At 38.1% G+C, this 18262-nt stretch carries 20 protein-coding genes and 1 pseudogene; 5 read left to right on the top strand and 16 right to left on the bottom strand.

The features are described from left to right. The first annotated feature begins 68 nt into the window (after positions 1-68). Both H4J69_RS00795 and H4J69_RS00790 read left to right on the top strand, forming a co-directional pair. Positions 69-1118 (top strand): DUF3549 family protein, encoded by a 1050-nt coding sequence (locus tag H4J69_RS00795; RefSeq protein ID WP_182230102.1) that lies wholly within the window; start codon positions 69-71, stop codon positions 1116-1118. 15 nt (positions 1119-1133) lie between these two features. Next, the gene (locus H4J69_RS00790; RefSeq protein WP_070374063.1) at positions 1134-1433 is read left to right on the top strand and encodes a DUF3301 domain-containing protein; all 300 of its coding nucleotides are present in this window, start codon (positions 1134-1136) and stop codon (positions 1431-1433) included. A gap of 306 nt (positions 1434-1739) precedes the next feature. Here the strand turns inward: H4J69_RS00790 and H4J69_RS20425 are convergent, their stop codons facing one another. Both H4J69_RS20425 and H4J69_RS20420 read right to left on the bottom strand, forming a co-directional pair. Next, entirely contained in the window at positions 1740-2090 is a 351-nt protein-coding gene (locus H4J69_RS20425) for a CZB domain-containing protein (RefSeq protein WP_259364954.1), read from the bottom strand. Positions 2091-2192: 102 nt separating this feature from the next. Next, positions 2193-2555, bottom strand: a pseudogene (locus H4J69_RS20420) (methyl-accepting chemotaxis protein); the annotation flags it as partial. Between the two features lie 453 nt (positions 2556-3008). Between H4J69_RS20420 and H4J69_RS00780 the strand changes: the two are divergent. Next, entirely contained in the window at positions 3009-3524 is a 516-nt protein-coding gene (locus H4J69_RS00780; protein ID WP_182244091.1) for a fused DSP-PTPase phosphatase/NAD kinase-like protein, read from the top strand. 177 nt (positions 3525-3701) lie between these two features. Here H4J69_RS00780 and H4J69_RS00775 read toward each other — a convergent pair whose 3' ends face one another. The 3 genes from H4J69_RS00775 to H4J69_RS00765 form a co-directional block, all read right to left on the bottom strand. Then, positions 3702-4682 carry an MDR family oxidoreductase gene (locus H4J69_RS00775; protein ID WP_182217968.1) on the bottom strand — a complete coding sequence of 327 codons (981 nt, stop codon included), beginning with the start codon at positions 4680-4682 and terminating at the stop codon, positions 3702-3704. Positions 4683-4727: 45 nt separating this feature from the next. After that, positions 4728-5360, bottom strand: a complete 633-nt coding sequence (locus H4J69_RS00770; protein ID WP_182217969.1) for a TetR/AcrR family transcriptional regulator — start codon at positions 5358-5360, stop codon at positions 4728-4730. 72 nt (positions 5361-5432) lie between these two features. Continuing rightward, entirely contained in the window at positions 5433-5873 is a 441-nt protein-coding gene (locus H4J69_RS00765) for a MarR family winged helix-turn-helix transcriptional regulator (protein WP_182217971.1), read from the bottom strand. A gap of 110 nt (positions 5874-5983) precedes the next feature. On the opposite strand from H4J69_RS00765, the gene H4J69_RS00760 reads away from it, so the two are divergent. Then, positions 5984-6412, top strand: coding sequence for an organic hydroperoxide resistance protein (locus H4J69_RS00760; protein ID WP_182244090.1), 429 nt, complete (start codon positions 5984-5986; stop codon positions 6410-6412). 61 nt (positions 6413-6473) lie between these two features. On the opposite strand, the gene H4J69_RS00755 is transcribed toward H4J69_RS00760, so the two are convergent. The 4 genes from H4J69_RS00755 to H4J69_RS00740 all read right to left on the bottom strand — a co-directional run bounded on the left by H4J69_RS00755 (position 6474) and on the right by H4J69_RS00740 (position 11217). After that, entirely contained in the window at positions 6474-7496 is a 1023-nt protein-coding gene (locus H4J69_RS00755) for a phospholipase A (protein ID WP_259364953.1), read from the bottom strand. Positions 7497-7603: 107 nt separating this feature from the next. After that, positions 7604-8803 carry a sodium/glutamate symporter gene (gene gltS, locus H4J69_RS00750; RefSeq protein WP_182244089.1) on the bottom strand — a complete coding sequence of 400 codons (1200 nt, stop codon included), beginning with the start codon at positions 8801-8803 and terminating at the stop codon, positions 7604-7606. Between the two features lie 217 nt (positions 8804-9020). After that, a complete protein-coding gene (locus H4J69_RS00745) occupies positions 9021-9806 on the bottom strand; it encodes a 2OG-Fe(II) oxygenase (RefSeq protein WP_182244088.1) in 786 nt (261 codons plus the stop codon). 79 nt (positions 9807-9885) lie between these two features. Continuing rightward, positions 9886-11217, bottom strand: a complete 1332-nt coding sequence (locus H4J69_RS00740; protein WP_182244087.1) for an aldehyde dehydrogenase — start codon at positions 11215-11217, stop codon at positions 9886-9888. 136 nt (positions 11218-11353) lie between these two features. Here H4J69_RS00740 and H4J69_RS00735 point away from each other — a divergent pair, with 136 nt between their 5' ends. Beyond that, positions 11354-11710, top strand: a complete 357-nt coding sequence (locus H4J69_RS00735) for a winged helix-turn-helix transcriptional regulator (protein ID WP_404842393.1) — start codon at positions 11354-11356, stop codon at positions 11708-11710. A gap of 255 nt (positions 11711-11965) precedes the next feature. Here H4J69_RS00735 and H4J69_RS00730 read toward each other — a convergent pair whose 3' ends face one another. From H4J69_RS00730 to H4J69_RS00705, 7 genes are all read right to left on the bottom strand, one after another. Beyond that, complete coding sequence (locus H4J69_RS00730; RefSeq protein ID WP_146798582.1) at positions 11966-12295, bottom strand: YbaB/EbfC family nucleoid-associated protein; 330 nt, start codon at positions 12293-12295, stop codon at positions 11966-11968. A 63-nt stretch (positions 12296-12358) separates the two neighbouring features. After that, on the bottom strand, positions 12359-14581 hold the full coding sequence (dnaX, locus tag H4J69_RS00725; RefSeq protein ID WP_182244086.1) for a DNA polymerase III subunit gamma/tau: 2223 nt from the start codon (positions 14579-14581) through the stop codon (positions 12359-12361). An 8-nt stretch (positions 14582-14589) separates the two neighbouring features. After that, positions 14590-15144, bottom strand: coding sequence for an adenine phosphoribosyltransferase (apt, locus tag H4J69_RS00720; protein WP_220465244.1), 555 nt, complete (start codon positions 15142-15144; stop codon positions 14590-14592). 52 nt (positions 15145-15196) lie between these two features. Further along, entirely contained in the window at positions 15197-15589 is a 393-nt protein-coding gene (locus H4J69_RS00715) for a response regulator (protein ID WP_182230109.1), read from the bottom strand. Between the two features lie 38 nt (positions 15590-15627). Further along, positions 15628-15753 (bottom strand): hypothetical protein, encoded by a 126-nt coding sequence (locus tag H4J69_RS20000; RefSeq protein ID WP_259367688.1) that lies wholly within the window; start codon positions 15751-15753, stop codon positions 15628-15630. Between the two features lie 479 nt (positions 15754-16232). Continuing rightward, positions 16233-16826 (bottom strand): hypothetical protein, encoded by a 594-nt coding sequence (locus H4J69_RS00710; RefSeq protein WP_182230110.1) that lies wholly within the window; start codon positions 16824-16826, stop codon positions 16233-16235. Between the two features lie 625 nt (positions 16827-17451). Continuing rightward, positions 17452-17853 (bottom strand): DUF3718 domain-containing protein, encoded by a 402-nt coding sequence (locus H4J69_RS00705; protein WP_182230111.1) that lies wholly within the window; start codon positions 17851-17853, stop codon positions 17452-17454. Positions 17854-18262: the final 409 nt, after the last annotated feature.

Here is an 18262-nt window from a genome sequence, read left to right as displayed (position 1 = left end):
GTATTGATCTATTATTATCTCTATAATGCCAACATTATTCGATTATTATTTTATTTATTATTTAAGCTATGAATACTATTTCTTCTATTTCTGAATTATTAAAGCTTTCTGGCTCTCAATATCGGGTATTTGATATTGGCCGAAAAATAGATAAATTATCAAAAGATAGTTTTACTAAAATTGAAGCAAACCAGATCCCTTATCCATTCCCTTCTCAAGGCCATGCCTTTATAGCAATAGCTTTTTGGCAAAAGCAAAACGCTTCACCATATTTATGGTTTGTAAAGATACCTCTTGATGAGCGTGGTTTACTTAACTTAGCCGCAAGGGATCATTTTATAGCTATTATTATTGAAGCATTAGGTGCTGAACTTAGTACGGCGCCAAGCGAGCAACAAGAAGCCTTACTTAAAAGTAATCCTTATCATTTTACTCCGCCACAATACAAACTAGCCTATATGAACAGTTTAATTTCGCTAGAAACAAAAAATAATAGTAGCCAATATTTTTCAGGCGCATTAAGTTATTTATCGGGCGAAAATTCTTGGCAGGATTACCACAACGTAGGCGTGCAAGGCTTAAATGATTTTGCCGTACGTTTATCAGCTAAAGAAATACAAAAAATAATAGTCAACGCTCTTCCTCAATTACCTTCGCAGGTTCTTAAGCCATTATGTTCAGCATTAGAAAATGTTAAGTTATCAGTAGATATTATTGATAGACTCATTGCAGAATTTAAGCTGCGTGAGAGTGCAAAAGATGAAGACAGTAACGCTGAGCTGAGTTTTATATTACGAAGTTTATCATCAAGTTGTGAACACCCTCATGTGGTAATATTTATTAATACCCTGATTAAGCAAGCGTCGCCTGCACAAGGAATGTCTGAAGAAATAGCGATAGTGATTGCTGGGAGATGTTGGCAAGTTTTCACCAGTGAACCGCAAATCATGACTTTTTTGGAGTTATTAGTAACTCAGCATGATATTGCCGTTTTCCAAGCTATTTTTAAAGATTTAGTGGCTATTCCTACTTTACGGCCATTAATATTTCAATGTATGAGAGCGCCAAACCGTAGCAATGAGTTAAGTAAAGCTATTGGTATGTTATTTCAACGCTAATGATAGAGAGCTAGAATGGAAAATATTTATTTATTACTGATTGTCTGTTTATTTTTGTGGTATTTCATTTACCTTAGAAAAGTTTCAGAATTCGCATTACGCCACATAACAGCATATTGTGAAAAAGATGGTTTGCAGTTCATTTCGCTTTCGCGGCGATCAAGTCGCTTAACCTTTAGCAAAGCTTTGGGACCCCATTGGATCAGTATTTTTGATTTTGAGTTCAGCGGTGACGGTGAGTCAAGTTATCAAGGTCAAGCAACATTAAAGGGTTACAAATTAGAAAACACCCATGTGCCCATGTACAAAATATAAGTACTTACCAACGAGTGACCTAGCGACTAAAAGCTAAATAATAAACACAGACCGCCATTGGCCGCTCGGTAACTGCTGCTGTATTACCCTACTCTCTACTCCCTGCATCTATGCAGTTCTGAACATATACGTTCCTTGGCATCCATGCCACCACGTTATACCGTTCATCCTGAACATATACGTTCTTTGGCAGCGAAGGTATCGATACCTAAGAGCTGCCATGACCGTTGACGTGCAAGGATGCACTAATGTATCAAAAGACAGGATGTCTGAGAGAGGCCATCCTGAACAATAAAAGCTAAAGTGCTACTTTTTAGTTGCTGAATTAATATTTTGAGCAACTTGTTGAGAAAGCCCCGTTAATGCATCAACCACTTTAAAACTCGCATTTTCCATAACAGTAAGGGCTTTTAATGCACGAGCCGAGTCTCCAGCCTTATGAGCCTTTAACGCCTCAAGCCCATGACTATGAACATCGATATGTGGGCCTTCTATTTGTTTAAAAGCGCTTTGTGTTGCATATTTTTCAGCGCCCTCCCCTTGATAAAACCATTTCCCTAATCGACACATAGTATGATCAGCAAAATCTTCAAGGCATTTATCAGACATACCTAACATCACCTTATAGACGTCAAGTTTCCAAACAACGTGATCCATTTTAACCGTCTGTAAGAATGCATCGGCTGTTGAATGAGTAATAACCGAATACATATTTTTTGATAATGACACAATACGATTCGCGGTATCTTCAATAGAAGAAGTACTGGCGCTTATTGCTTGGCTCTTCTCGCCTACTTGACCAATACCATTAATAACATCGCCCATTTGTGTATTAACTTGCTCTATTAAGTTAGATATTTCATTGGAAGCCTCCGCTGAGCGTTGGGCTAATGTTCTAACTTCGTCAGCAACGACAGCAAAGCCTCGGCCTTGTTCTCCAGCCCTTGCTGCTTCTATGGCGGCATTTAACGCTAATAAGTTAGTTTGATCAGAAATACCTTTAATGATATTAACAAAGTCATTAATGCCAGAAGTCACTGTTTTCAATTGGTCAACTGATGTTGATGCCGATTGCGTCTCATTAGAAATCTCTGACGTGGAAATAATATTTGTTGCTAACATATCCATGATTTGATCAAAGAGTTGCTGCGACGACTGAAAGGTATCACGATGCTCAATCATACCGGTAGATGAAGATGCTAACTCTTGACGAATTTGGTCAATTAAACTTGAAGACTGCATCCAAAGCTTATTCAGATCTTCATGTGTACGAGCACGACTATCGTTAGTAGACATATCTTCAGCTAACTGAGAATTATCATTTTCGGCTAATAATAATTTTTCTTCTAGTGATTCAATACGATTTTTTAATTGGTTATTCTCAATTTTCAAACGAGAGATTTCTTCTTTGTTTTTTGCACCAAAAATCATTTTATTTTGCTACCTTTAATATCAAGTTTTATACAATTAATATATATTAAAAAACTGCTATGACTAGCGTTTTTTACATCTTTGCATAAAGTATGTTCAAAACAAAAATCATATAAAGTTAATTCGCCAATTGGAAGTACACTAATGAATAAACAAGCAAGCGTAGTTTTTATCTTTTTAATTTTAATGTTCACTTTATCTGGTTTTAGCCAAGCTAATGACGTTAGTGATAAGCTCTCAGCCAAAAATGCTACACAATATAGCCAGCAATTTATTATTGGTGGGCAACCCAGCGAAAATGATCTCATTATGCTGTCAAAAAGTGGTATTAAAACGGTAATAAATTTACGGGGTAATGGTGAATTTGACGATTTTGACGAACAAGTTAAAGTAGAAGCCTTGGGCATGAATTATATTGCGATACCTATTAGTGGTGCCAGTGATATCAATAAAGAAAATCTCGCATTATTTACTGCTGCCATCACAAATAAAGAACAAGCTTTTGTTCATTGCGCCAGCGGTAACCGTGTTGGTGCTATGTTCGCATTAGATTCGCACTTCAATCACAATAAAAGCATTGATGAGGCGATTGTTACAGGAAAAAAAGCGGGGTTAACTAGCTTAGAAGCTACCGTTAAAAAAGTGTTAAAGACTCAATAAGGTTAACAATCCAGCTGTCTTTATGTCGTAAAGGCTCAAGAAATACTTGAGCCTTTACTCTTTGTCAGTTACAGCTAACTAAGATGTTCTATTATAAAAAATTTTTAATAGAACATCTTAGTTATGAGTAAAAACTTACAAAATATCAGTTTTTACTCATTTAACTTATAGCTTTCACTAACTGATATTAACAACCACTCGACCACGCACTTTACCTGCCATTAAATCACTGGCCACATCGACAGCTTCTACCAAGGTGATGTCGGTAGAAATATCTTCAAAAATATCGGGGTCTAAAATATCAGCAAGTCGTTGCCATGCTTCAATCCTGTCTGCGAGTGGGCGCATCACACTATCAATACCCGCTAAAGTTATGCCACGTAAAATAAAAGGTGCAACAGAGGCAGGAAAATCCATGCCTTGCGCTAAACCACAGGCTGCAACAGTACCACCATATTTCATACTCGCACAAACATTCGCTAACGTATGACTACCTACTGAGTCAATTGCGCCAGCCCAACGTTCTTTTGTCATTGGGCGACCAGGTTGCGATAACGTTTCACGGTCGATAACGGCTGATGCACCTAGTTTTTCTAGATATTTCACTTGATCAACGCGACCTGTTGAAGCAACAACTGTATAGCCTAATTTCGCTAGGATTGCGATTGAAAAACTGCCGACACCACCGTTTGCTCCGGTCACTAAAATTTCACCTTTATCTGGAGTGACGCCATTTTTTTCAAGTGCAATGACACAAAGCATCGCGGTATAACCTGCCGTACCAATAGCCATGGCTTGGCGTGGTGTAAATGCTTTTGGCAATGGGATCAACCATTCACTTTTTAATCGAGCTTTTTCAGCTAAACCGCCACAGTGCACTTCACCGACACCAAAACCATTGAGTAGTACACTATCGCCAACCTCAAACTTATCACTCTCAGTGTGTTCAACTGTTCCGACTAAATCGATACCGGGAACCATAGGGAATTGTCTAACTACCGGACCTTTACCTGTGATGGCCAAAGCATCTTTGTAATTAAGCGTGCTATGAGAAACTTTAACGGTAACATCACCTTCTGGCAGTAAGTTGTCGTCAATATCTTTAACTGTCGCGCGGTAACCTTGGTCGTCTTTTTCAATTAAAATGCCTTTAAACATCTGCTATTCCTTATTTAGACCGATCGTCTATAAATGATGAAAAAATTATCGGGGTAAACCGACTATGTAAAAATTCAGGTAATTATCTAAGGGTGAAGTATTTTGAACTAGCTTTGCTCTACTAACCGCGCCTTCCCAACCCATCCAAAAGTATTCAGCCAGTCGATCGCAATCTGCGTTTGGTGAGATTTGACCTTGCTTTTGTGCTGCTCTGAGACATGTAGCCAAGCGATGCTGCCAACAAAGGAATATATCAATCAATTGCTGTCTAAAACTTTCAGGAAGTAAATCAATTTCTTGGCCTAGATTGCCGATTAAACAACCACGCTTAAATTGATAGCGGACCATGCCTACTTTGGCGCTTTCAACGAAATGACTAATACGTGTTAAAGGAGGAAATGCTTCATCCAACAAACATGCATCTAACTTGTTAGCAAAATAATTAGCGTAGTTTTCAATGACCGCCTGACCAAAAGCTTCTTTGCTGGCAAAATAATGATAAAAAGATCCTTTGGGTACAGCCACTTTCTTTAAGATCTGATCAATTCCTGAAGAGGCAAAGCCATTTTCAGTGAGTTGTTCTAGACCACTGCGAATTAACTCCGCTTTGGTATCTTGATTTTCACGCGCTACTTTGGGCGGTCTACCGCGGCGTGCTTTAATTGCTGGAATATTCATTTATTAATAATAGACCGATCGTCTAGTTAATGCGAGTATTATTATTTTAACTGGTGGTTTATTTACATTTTGTTATGTTTTTATCGCTAAATCATTGACTACTAGGTCGAGTAATTCCATAAGTTGGCTGGCTTGTGTGCTGTTAATATGGGTAAATTTGCAACTGATTGTATTAGGAATACTTGCAGCCTTTATTTTTAATTCTTGCCCTTGTTGTGTTAATTGCACTAGGCGCTTGCGCTTGTCGTTGTCGTCTTTAATTATTTCTAGAAGGCGCTTATCAACCATTTTCTTTAAAATTTGTGTCATCGCCCCACCATCAATCATGGTTTTATCTAAAAGCTCAGCAATAGTTATTTTGTCATGCTCCCACAATGCCATCATGACCACATATTGTGGGTAAGTAATATTGAGTTCGCTTAATGGCTCACGGTAAGCGCGAACAATACTGTTTGATGCCATATATAATCGATGGCAAAGCTGGTTTTTAAGTTTTAATTGATCAAATGACATAATACTCTCCTGAAGGTTACATTTTAATTTGCACACAAAGTATTTGCAATCAGTATTTGTTTCCTATATATTTTGCATACAAAGTAAATATTAATAACTTGGAGTTTATTATGAACGTATTAGAAAACATTGCTTACACAGCAAAAGCAACAGCAACGGGTGGCCGCGCAGGTACAGCAAAATCTGATGATGGTCGCTTAGACATAACCTTATCTACGCCAAAAGGTTTAGGTGGAGATGATGGACAAGGTACAAACCCTGAGCAATTATTCGCTGCTGGTTATGCTGCTTGTTTTATTGGTGCACTTAAATTTGTTGCTGGTGAAGAAAAAATCAGTTTGCCGAGCGAAACTTATATTAATTCAGAAGTCTCTATTGGTGCTATTGAAGGTGGTTTTGGTATTGCGGTAAAATTAGCGATATCATTAGGTGATATGGATAAAGCACAAGCTCAAACAATGATAGATAAAGCGCATCTTGTGTGCCCTTACTCAAATGCGACACGTGGTAACATTGAAGTCGTACTTTCAGTAATTTAATATCCGACATAGTTTGACAATAAAGCACGCCTTTATAAAATAAAGCGCGTGTTTTTTGTTGCTATAAAATATCACTGAGTGAGATGCCAATACCAAACCTAGTTTGACTATAGTTATAATCGATAAGGCTTTCACCATAACCAGTAAACACCATTGCGTAGCCCCTTAATTTACCCCATAGCGGAAAAGTAAAACCAAGCTCAGCAGCGCCGTAATGACTACTGAAATTTTGTCGACCTTTGAAATTGAATTCATAGTCACGCCATTTATAGGCCATGCTTAACTCAAAGTTACCCATGTAATCTTCGATATCAGGGTTATCGTCTCCGTCGGGATCTAAAGCAAAAGTTTTTTCCTTCTCAGATAACCTTATCCAAGGTTTAATCGATAGCGCAAATTTTTCTTTCTCAAAAAGGATATGTGTGTAAATACGATTCCAACTACGTGATAAGTCTTGTGCTCGCCCGTTAGACTCGTGCTCTACCCCGACAATAAAGCCTGTATTACCTCCAAACGGATGCCAGTTAAGCGGTGCAAGATAGAATATTTCTGGCTGATAATTTGTTTCTCGAAAGGGTTTAGAAATGCCACTCGCATAAATTTGCCACCAGGCACTTAAGGTAAAAGCTGCGTAAAGCCCATCGCCTTCTATAAATATTTTGTCATAATTTAAGGGGACTTTAAGGCTTAGTTGAAATTTTGCTTCAACATTTTCTAAGTTGTCTTCATACCCTTCAAAGGATCTATATGCTTGCTTGTTCACTTTATTTGTTGTCATTGCTGGCAATACAAAATTCATTCTATGAGGAGTAAGCACATAAGGTTCAAACTCAGTCATTTTCTCACGTTTTATTCTATCGGTAATACCGCCTGTTCTACTCTGTAATTCTGTTTGCTCGGTCTTTTTTTGTTGTCTAGTGATATCATTTTCTTGGCTAGCACAAACAGATCTAATTTCGCCAAGCGTCATCGATTCAGCGCCAAGGGTAAACAACTTCATGACGCATGACGCTTTATCTTGCTTAGCACTTACGTATGTCGAAACAAAAATTAATATAAATGCCAATGGCAGCGGATTTTTCATTAGAGTATTCCTTTAAGTAGACGAACAAAGCGAACATTTACAGCCGTTTTAAAAGCCAATAAGTCGCTAACGCTAAACTTTCTCGATGTAGGCAAAGTCAATGCGCTTTAAAAATTTAGGGCTATCCTGATGATAAAGGCATTGGTAATATCAACAAAAAATGCACCGACCAAAGGTAATATAATGAAAGCCATTGGTGCAGCGCCATGCGCTTTAGTCACCGCCGTCATATTCGCAATAGCGGTTGGTGTTGCCCCCAGCGCAAAACCACCAAAGCCGGCACTTAAAACAGCGGCTTGATAGTTTCGCCCCATTAATGGAAATAAAATATAAATAATAAATAACACCGCAACACAGGTCTGTACACCTAAAATTATAAATAATGGCCCGGCTAAATCAGCTAGGGTCCAAAGTTGCATACTCATCAGTGACATAGTTAAAAATAGGCTCAATGAAAAGTCAGAAACGATGGCCAATGAGCGAGTTCTAGCGGGCCAATGTAATTTAGGTAAGAGATGAGGAACCGTGTTGGACAGTAAAATTCCTGCTAACAGGCAAGTCACAAAAAGCGGTAATTTTAAACCCATCTCCATAAACATCTTATTGGCAAAAAAACCAATAATGATACAAATATGAATAACCAGTAATACCGCCATAAAACTCAGGTGGCTAAAGGACTCTGTATCCGTTTTATGATAAGCAATACCGATAGAAGGCTTTGCTGTTGATTCACTTGAAAGCTGATACTTAGCCAATAAATATTTAGCAATAGGTCCACCAACTAAACTCGCTACAACAAGTCCAAGCGTAGCAGCTGCAACACCTATTTCAAGAGCATTAGGTACTCCAAGTTCAACAGCATCGGGAGCCCAAGCTATTGCTGTGCCATGACCTCCAATTAAAGAAACCGAGCCAGCCAACACGCCAATGGTTGATGGTAAATCAAGAAGTATTGCGCTGGTTATGCCAACAGCATTCTGGATCACAATAAAAGACAGGGTTAATACTAATAATATCAGCAGAGGTTTTCCCCCTTTAACTAAATCAGAAAACCTAGCGTTGAGCCCAATAGCGGTAAAAAAATAGACTAACAGTCGATCTCGGGTTGATAAGTCAAACGCTATTTCGCTACCCGTAAAAATATAGACTGCATAGATAAATAAAGCAGCAAGCAAGCCCCCCGTTACTGGCTCTGGAATATTAAAATCTCGGAGAAACTTAATATTTTTTGTTAAATACACACCCATAAAAAATACCACTATACCTATAGTGTAAGACATATAATTATCAAAGGGCATTTCAATCATAAGGTATATCCAATTTTACTTTTTCTATCCATGGCAAGACTAAAAATAAGCGCGTCAATAAGGCTAATGCTCATCTAACAAAATATCTCAGCTATATTGACTGATATTCTTTACGTGTTCAATAAGCAGTCACCTTAAAAGTTATTAGATTTGCTCTACCGACGACAAAGCACTTTTACACACGTCAATGTAAAGCGACTTGGCCATTGAGAAACACTTATAATTCAAATAAAACATCACTGCGAATGATATATTTAATCCCCTCAGTAATAGGTAGAGAGCTATGAATACATTGTAAAGGATGCATACCATGAGGAAAACATAATATACCGCCTACTGGGGTTCGAACATCGACATTTTTAACCCTGTCATTTCTTGATGCTGGCTGGTTGGGATCATCAGCATTGACTAAAAAACGTGTATCTCCACCTTGAAAGTCTTCACTTAATAAGATTAAAAAAGTCATTTCACTATATCGGTCAGAATAAGCATTAGTGACTAGCTCGTCACCAATAATGCGACTACCCGGCCAAGAGCCATCAGAATGAGGCTTAAAGTAGTCAGCAGGGTTATAACGATAGAATCTAAAACGTGCATTGATCCCTAACGCTTTACGACCACCAAAAATAGCCTGTCGGTCGTCCATTAAATGCGCAATTCGTTGCCAAATAGTGCCATCAGTTTGTTCATCAACTATCCAGGTTAAACTGTCATTGTGTCGAACACTGCGCGGCAAAGAAACGGCAGCATCTGGCAAGAAACCTAATTGTTCACTAATATCGATAAGCTGCGCACACTCATCTTTGCTCAAGACATTCAATAATTGAAATGCTCCAGGCACCTCTATCAGTTCTCGACGTTCAATATGACTGATATCAAAATCTTTGCTCAAATTAGCAGGATTAACCTGACGGTTCCCCCATGCAGGTAAAGCCGGGTGCTCTGCGCCGGCTTCTAATGCGGCGACAAAAAAGTCAGTGTTTGTGTCTATTGTTTCTTTCATATTTTACTCTTTCAATAATGGGTATACTGGCCTTAACGCATTTGCTTAGTTAAAGAGTTGTGCTGACCATAGTGTATTGCTATTGGTTGATAATGCGTAACTGGCTAAACTGGCGATGACCAGCTGCCGTGCCATGAAAACCAAAACCACTTTGTTTCGCCCCAACCCAAGGTCCAAGGCCTCCAGCGCCTTGATTAATAGCGACCATCCCCGCTTCCATTTGCTCTGCAACCTTATTAGCACCATCATGACCAAAAACCACAGCACCTAAACCATATGAACTGGCATTGGCTCGTTCAACCGCTTCAGACAACTCATTAAAGCGACTAATAGCCACCACAGGGCCAAAGGTTTCATCTTGCTCTAAAAGCATATTAGCGGTAATACCAGTGACAACAGTAGGCTGTATATAAGGCAACTCGTAGTGATGTGTCCCTAATAAAAATTTTGCACCTTTAGCGTGTGCATCTTTAAGTTGCGATAAAACATGAGCATGCTGCTTAGGATTAACAATCGGGCCAAAGTTGACATGTTTTTGATCCCAAGCGCCCACTTGATAACGATTAGCTAAAGCCGTAACTTTCTGCTCGAATTCATCGGCGATCTGCTCATCAACATAAATGCGCTCGGTAGACGTACACATTTGCCCGGCATTTTCAAAAGAACTTGCAACAGCAAATTGTACCGCTTTGTTAATATCTGCGTTTGCCATCACAATAAGCGGATCGTTACCCCCCAACTCCATAACTAAGCGTTTAAGCCCTGCTGCTGCACTTGCCATAATATGCTTGCCAGCCGCGAGTGAACCGGTAAAGGCGACCATATTAATATCGGCTTCAACTAAAGCTTTGCCCGTATCTGCATTACCGTGCACTATTTGTAATACGTTTTCAGGTAATAATTTATTGAGTGTATTGACAAAAAGTTCAGCAACCAAAGGTGTTTCTTCTGATGGCTTTAACACCACACTATTACCGGCAATTAATGCAGGTAATAGCAAGTTATTCGCCATGGCCAGTGGATAATTCCAAGGCGATATAACCGCAACTACACCTAAGGGGCGATATTGCATTTGTGCATTGTTTGTTATCGCCTCACTTTTGAGCGCTTGCACTATTTCTTCAGTAAAATAAGAGGCGTTCTGAACGGTGCCAGCCACTTCATAACTTGCTCTTCGGTGATCTTTGCCCATTTCTTTGCTAATTAGTAATGCCAGTTCGTCTTCAACCATAGCCAGTCCTTTATAGGCCTTGTTTACACTTTGTTGGCGTTGTTCAAGAGACAGTGCTGACCAAGCTTTTTGTGCTTGCTTTGCACGTAACACAACCGCTGCCATTTGTGGGGCTTGAGTAACAGGGACTTCGCCTAAAGGCGCTCTATTAATGGGATCGTATGAGATAAGTTTTGGCATAAAATAGTTTCCTAAGATTGCATTAACATTAATGCATCGAGAGAGTAAATTGGCTATATACTCACATTATGCTAGAGTGGTTAATTAAAGCAACCAGTATACTTTTAGTAACCACTAAGATAAAAATAGAATAATGATTACAAAAACAATAAAAACAACAAGTAACGTAAAAAAAATAAATTCACAAAGCTGTGAAGAACCCTGTCTGATTGAGCGAGGTATGCGCGTTTTAGGGGGGAAGTGGAAAGCCTCTATCCTTTGGCATTTAAAAGATGGACCCGTACGCTTTAACGAATTATCTCGCATGTTAGGGGGCGCAAGTAAAAAGATGGTTGATCAACGCCTTAAAGAATTAGAAGTTCAAGGCTTAGTAACGCGTGAAGTTATTAGCGATCGTCCTATTGCCGTCGCGTATGAAATCACCGACTTTGGCCGTACCGCATTAGATATTTTAGAAAAGCTCAAAGATTGGACACAAGCAAACAATATTTAACTATAAAGCGGCGCAGTTGCCACGGCATTACAGTAAATTATAGCCCTTTATATGGAAAAACAGACGGCGCTATGCTTTAACCTGGGCCTGGGACTAATAAACAGAATGCTCCAAAACGCACTAAACCGACAGTTTATTGAAACTCTATTATAAACGACGTGCCAAAACGTTAAAGAATCTATTTGAGTGTTATCTTAAATCCTTGCCTAAACAAAAATGGCACCTTAAAGGTGCCATTTTTATTAAGAGTAAAGCTTAAAAAGGCATTTTCATCCCAGGAGGTAACTGCATACCACCTGTTAGAGCGCCCATTTTTTCTTTATTTTGTGCTTCAACGCGACGAACGGCATCGTTAAACGCGGCTGAAACTAAATCTTCAAGCATATCTTTATCGTCTGCCATTAAGCTGTCGTCAATTTCAACACGTCGAACACTGTGTCCGCCTGTCATAGTCACTTTAACCATGCCAGCACCTGACTCACCAATAACTTCCATTTTAGCTAATTCTTCTTGAGCTTTAGCCATTTTATCTTGCATTTGTTGGGCTTGTTTCATTAAGTTGCCCATGCCACCTTTCATCATAATTTTTTCTCCAAAGTTCTGTTGCCGCCAAAGATAGATCTTAACGCGACAAATATCAAGTAGCAGTTACAATGCTACAATCGAATTTTCATCTAATTGTGCTTGAAAGTGAGTTTTCAAACCAATAATGATTTCATCATTTTGTAATAATTCTTTCGCATAGTCATAACGTTTATCATTAATATGTGATTGAATTTGATACGGATCATGAGAGGTCTCATCGACAATTGTCAATTCTACCGTAATTTTTCGTTGTAAAAAATCAGAGATACATTGTTCTAACTTTTTATGAGCAACATCACTGTTTAAATGTTTAGTCGCTTGATTCAAGTTAAGTAGCAATAAATCGTCGGTAGACCTTTCATCAACGGTTGCATGTATTGCCAATTGACGCAGTCGCCCTGTTAACGACATGGCGTCAATCATATTTGCCCATTTGTCGACTTGATTAGCAGAGCGTATTTTTGCTGGGTCTATCGCACTAACATCAAAAGCCTGCTCAGAAATAGATGTTAATGCAGGAACATCTGAACGAGGCTCTTCTTGAGTTATTGCTTCAAGAACATCTGGACTCTTTGTGTCTTGACGCCCTTTAGCGTCATTTGACTTTTTTGCGCTATTTTCCAACCCTTTTTTTCGACTACGTAACATGTTCCGGGTCGCTATAGCTTTTTCTATAGGCGATTGAGAAGTAGGCGTATCAATATTTGGGGCTATTTCAGCTAAATCTATAGAGGGAGGCATCGCACTATGCTCTTGCTCTGAGGGCGCATCGGGTACAGCAAAATACTCAGGCGCAGTAATCATAGATTGTTCTTCTAAAGGGCTTGCTGTTGCTGGCGAAGCATTGCCCGTCATAAGGTTGGGTCTACTTTCTTCAGCTGAGTCTATAGAGGGAGACATCGCAGGATGCTCTTGCTCTAAGGGCGCTTCGGGTACAGCAAAGTACTCAGGCGCAGTAATCATAGATTGTTCTTCTAAAGGACTTGTTGTTACTGGCGAAGCATTACCCGTTATAAGGTTTGGTCTACTTTCAGCTAAATCGGCTATAGGCTGATCAACTGATGGTTGCTCGACTAGGGGTTGCTCAACTAAAGAAGACGCAATAAAATTATCAGGTTTATTAATATTGCTTTTAGCAAAGCTTACATCGTCAAAGTCGCTGGTTTGACTGACCTGAGTATCGGGTAAACTTTCGCTATTTTTGATTGGTGTAAATGCTAATAATCTCAGTAAAAGCATATCAAAGGCTGCTTGTTCATCAGACGCATAAGGTAAGTCTTTACGGCCATTCAGCACTATTTGATAATAAAGTTGAATATCTTCAGCACTCATTGCTTTACTGAACTTATCAACCAATTGGTTATGCTCAGGTGACAAATCAAAGTGTTGACCAACAACTTGCGTCATAGCAACTTGATGGAGTAACTGAATAAGCTCTGCGGTTAAGCGGCTGTAATTAGGTGCGTATGAGGCTATATCGAGAGAAAGTAGCATTAGCGCTTTAGGATCTTGCTTTAATAAGCTTATCAGTATTTTAAAAACCCAATTTTGATCGACACCGCCCAACATCTGTTGAACATTGGCGAGAGTAATACTTCCCTGCCCTTGCGCGATACTTTGGTCGGTTAAACTTAAACAATCACGCATACTGCCGCGAGCGGCTTTAGCTAATAAGGTTAAAGCACCGGGTTCAACTGAGACGTTTTCAGCGGTAAGAATTTGCTGAGTCTTTTGCTCAATTTGGCCGACGGTTAATGCTTTTAAGTGAAATTGTAAGCAACGAGATAACACGGTTACCGGTAGCTTTTGAGGATCTGTGGTCGCTAAAATGAACTTCACATGTTCAGGTGGCTCTTCAAGCGTTTTTAATAACGCATTAAAGCTACTACGAGACAACATATGTACTTCATCAATTAAATAAACTTTATAACGACCACGTGTCGGTGCATATTGAACGTTATCAAGTATTTCACGAGTATCATCAACCTTTGTTTTAGAAGCCGCATCAATTTCAAGTAAATCGATAAAACGGCCCTGGTCAATATCTTGGCATGTATCACAAACACCGCAAGGCGTTGAAGTTATCCCTTGTTCACAGTTCAAGCTTTTAGCAAAAATTCGAGCTATCGTTGTTTTACCGACACCACGAGTACCGGTAAATAAATAGGCATGATGAAGACGTTGCTGCTCTAGTGCGTTAACTAGCACAGTGACAACATGCTCTTGACCCACTAATTCTGTGAATTTTTTAGGGCGCCATTTACGTGCTAATACTTGATAACTCATATGACTGCCTAATCGCCGTTATATTGCAGTAAAGAATAAATCGATAAGCCAAGATCCGTTAAACGTTTTTCACCGCCTAAATCAGGTAATGAAATAACAAATGCAGCATCTGTAACTTCTGCACCAAGCTTTTTAGCAAGCATGAATGTTGCTTCGACAGTGCCACCGGTGGCAAGTAGATCATCAACTATCAAAACTTTATCATCTGCGGTTAGTGCATCTTGATGAATTTCTAAGGTGTCTGTTCCATATTCAAGTTGGTAACTTTGGCTAATTGTCGCTCTTGGCAACTTGCCTGGTTTGCGGACAGGAATAAAGCTAATACCAAGCGCTAATGCCAAAGGTGCACCAAAAAAAAAGCCACGAGCTTCAGTACCAAGAATCTTAGTAAAACCAGAATCTTTATATTTAGCAGCAAATAAATCTATGGTTAACTGGTAAGCAGCCGGATCATCAAGTAAGCCGGTAATATCACGAAATAAAATGCCTGGTTTAGGATAATCAGGTACGGCGTGAATAGAGTTTTGTAAAAGAGAGAGTTCTGTATCGGTCATCGTTAGCATATCAAAAGTAAAAATTTATCATGGCTAAAGAATAAAGCAAAAGTACGATGATTTACAGTGAATAACGACTTGTATTGGTATTATTTAATTGATTTATTTCATTTACTGCATTTAACAAACTGTTTTCATTAATAGGCTTGGCAATAATGGCATGAAAATAGAGTGAACGAGTTAAAGCGATGACATCAGTAGTGTTTTGAGTAGTCATGAATATTATAGGAGTGTTAACGGTAAAAGGTTTTTTTTGAAGGTTTTTACTTAACTGAATACCGTTCATAAAAGGCATAAGATGGTCAATAATATAGAGGTCAAAATGCTGTTGTTGCGCCTTTTCAAAGGCAGCTAAACCATTGCCTGCAATTTCAACGATATGACCCTGTTGTTCGAGTAACGGGGTAATAAAATCTAAAACGTTCTGCTTATCATCAGCGAGTAATATAACCATAGTATTAATACTTCTTATTTTAATTAAACGAGAAAATACTAATTTGAAAGCAGAGTGAACCAACCCATTACCATAGGCAAAAGTGGCGCTGAAACTAATACAATAATCGCTGCTAATAAATGAAATATAGATGAGCTGTCTTTGAAGTCTTCGCCGTGTGACATGTTGATCTCGTTAACTTGAAAATATTCAGCGCGCATTCTAGCCGACAACAAGATTTATTTCTAGTAAAAGTTGATCTGGATCAATGATAAATCATGGTGATTGTGCATACACATAATGATTGATATTAGACTCATTTACACTTGGTGGTTTTTAAGGGGATGCAGTTAAGATGGCTTTTTGAAAAGACGACTGTTCAGTCATAATACTTGAGATAAACCGGAATATTTAGGATCACTTTGTGCGCATTCCTGACATTAACTATGGTTTGTTCTTTAGGTCACTGATTAGCCAAAAGCGGACAATTTTGGATTGATTTTTAATTGATAAATTTTTGTTGAAATAGCTACCCCAATGACCCAGCTTTTATGTCAGCTATATTCAAAGGTAACTGACATTAGAGGAATATTTCTATGGCGCTAACGCCCCCATTGCGCCATAGCACTTATAATAACTTTGCCGAAAGCAAGGTCATATAATGTTAATCTTCATGTATATAACTGCAATCATCTGAATCAAGACCTAACTGATAGTCTTTTGATTTTCCCTCTAACCAATCGACTAACTCTTTGGCCGCAGGTGAAAGGTTGACTTCAGCTCCTCCCCCTCTCCTTTCCAAAAGGTAGGGGGTATAAAGCTCTGTTTCATTATTAAACTTAAAGCTCAAAAAACGAATACTTCCAGCGTCAGAACAACGTTTTTGCAATTCAGTAAAATTTTGAGAAGTCACCTGGCTAGCAATACTTTGAATGTCCTTGACAGCTTCAATATCTATAGTTTCAAGTAAAGTACCAGCCCCACCCATCACTTTAGTGAGTTCAATTTCTGACTGCTCTGCCACATCATCTACAGAAAGATAACCGTCATTCTTCCCTTTATTATGATAATAATGATAAAAGTTGCCTTGAATATCAACAAAAATTCCAGCATGACTTGCCCCCCATGCGTTGTTATCATAAACCACAGCCAGTAAATATTTTTGTTCAGCTATTGGCTCTGCTTTTTCTTCTGAATCCCCCTGACAAGCAGTAATAAAACAGATAATTACAAGTATCAAAAGATTGTTAATTTTCATTTTATATCTCAATTAGTTTAATTTTAACTCAACCGTTTATTGTAAGTTCAGATGATATTGGTAATTATTATACTCTAGCAAATTTATCATGGGTGTCTTGATAACTTTTGAAAAGACGACGGTTCAGTCATAATACTTGAGATAAACCGGAATATTTAGGATCACTTTGTGCGCAAATAAGGAGTAAAATTTTAAAATGTTGAATGTTTGTTGATGTCACTATACACCCGTTAGTTGTCTTAAGCAGGCAAACAGCTAATTAAATAATCATTGCCATAGCGGACATACCTAAAATCAGTTTTGAGACTGATTTCACGGTATAAAAAACAAAATAAAATTATATAATGAAAACAAAACCATAACGTCTGCAAGTTTATAGTTTTACTTGGCATTCAATATATAGACGCTAAATTCTGCTACAAAATAGTCATTCTGGATTATTAAATAGATTCTAATTACTGCTCAGCTTTTGGGTAAGAAAACTGACAGATAGATATTTCAGTAATTTATATCCAATGGTAAGAAGCAGATATTTGTATGCTAAACTTAACATTAACTTATTGAATGAAGAGTTAAACTTTATAGTAAGTTATAAAAGTTTAACTCTAAATTTTCAATATGCTATTTATTTAGCCGAGCCGACATAAATGATTTTAATCTCTTCATTTTTGTGATTAAAAACGGCTGCGATATCTTTTATTTCAACACTTGTGGTAGGTATTTTATCTTTTTTGGAGGTAAAATGGTTTAAATACGAAAAAGTATCTAACGCATCATATTTATGGGCAAAATGCGCCATTACCATATCATTACAAGTAACAGAATTAACAGCAAAGCGTTTTGAATTAATCGCAGAACTAATCATACGCAATCTCAGTGCATTTTTTAATCCATCTTTATTATTATTTCCAGCAAACACACACATTTTTGTCTCAATATTACTATCTGTTGCAATAAACTCGTACTTGGTAGCATTAGAATTGAAAGCTAATAATACGAACACTACTGCCAAAGTTAAAATTTTCATAATTGACTCCTTTATAGTTGCAAGTACCCGGTACAACTTAACTAAAACTCTCGAATAGTTAACGGGAGATAGGAAGCTATTTAACACATCCTCATCCGTACGGTTATAGGCATTTTTTGCGCCATTCAGAATTGGTAAAGCCTAATTGTATGAATAAAATGCGATTAAAATGTGTAACTAAAAGTAATATTAATTTTGAAATAATAAGTGTAAAAAAAATGGACACTAGCTAATTAAAAACTCAAAATATAGAGCAAAATCTAATGTTAGATTGGAAATATACATATTTACACCTCGGAAATATACATATTTGCAGTGCAATGTATTATATGCTGTAAAAAAAGCTGACATTTTAGTCTACTTTATACAAGGTGGACGAGCTGCAATAAATCATGCAATACAAACATGT

The organism is Colwellia sp. BRX10-9 (assembly GCF_014077405.1).
In the GTDB taxonomy this organism is placed as follows: domain Bacteria; phylum Pseudomonadota; class Gammaproteobacteria; order Enterobacterales; family Alteromonadaceae; genus Colwellia_A.
Note: the sequence above shows the minus strand (reverse complement) of the source record. Positions and strands in the feature narration are given on the sequence as shown.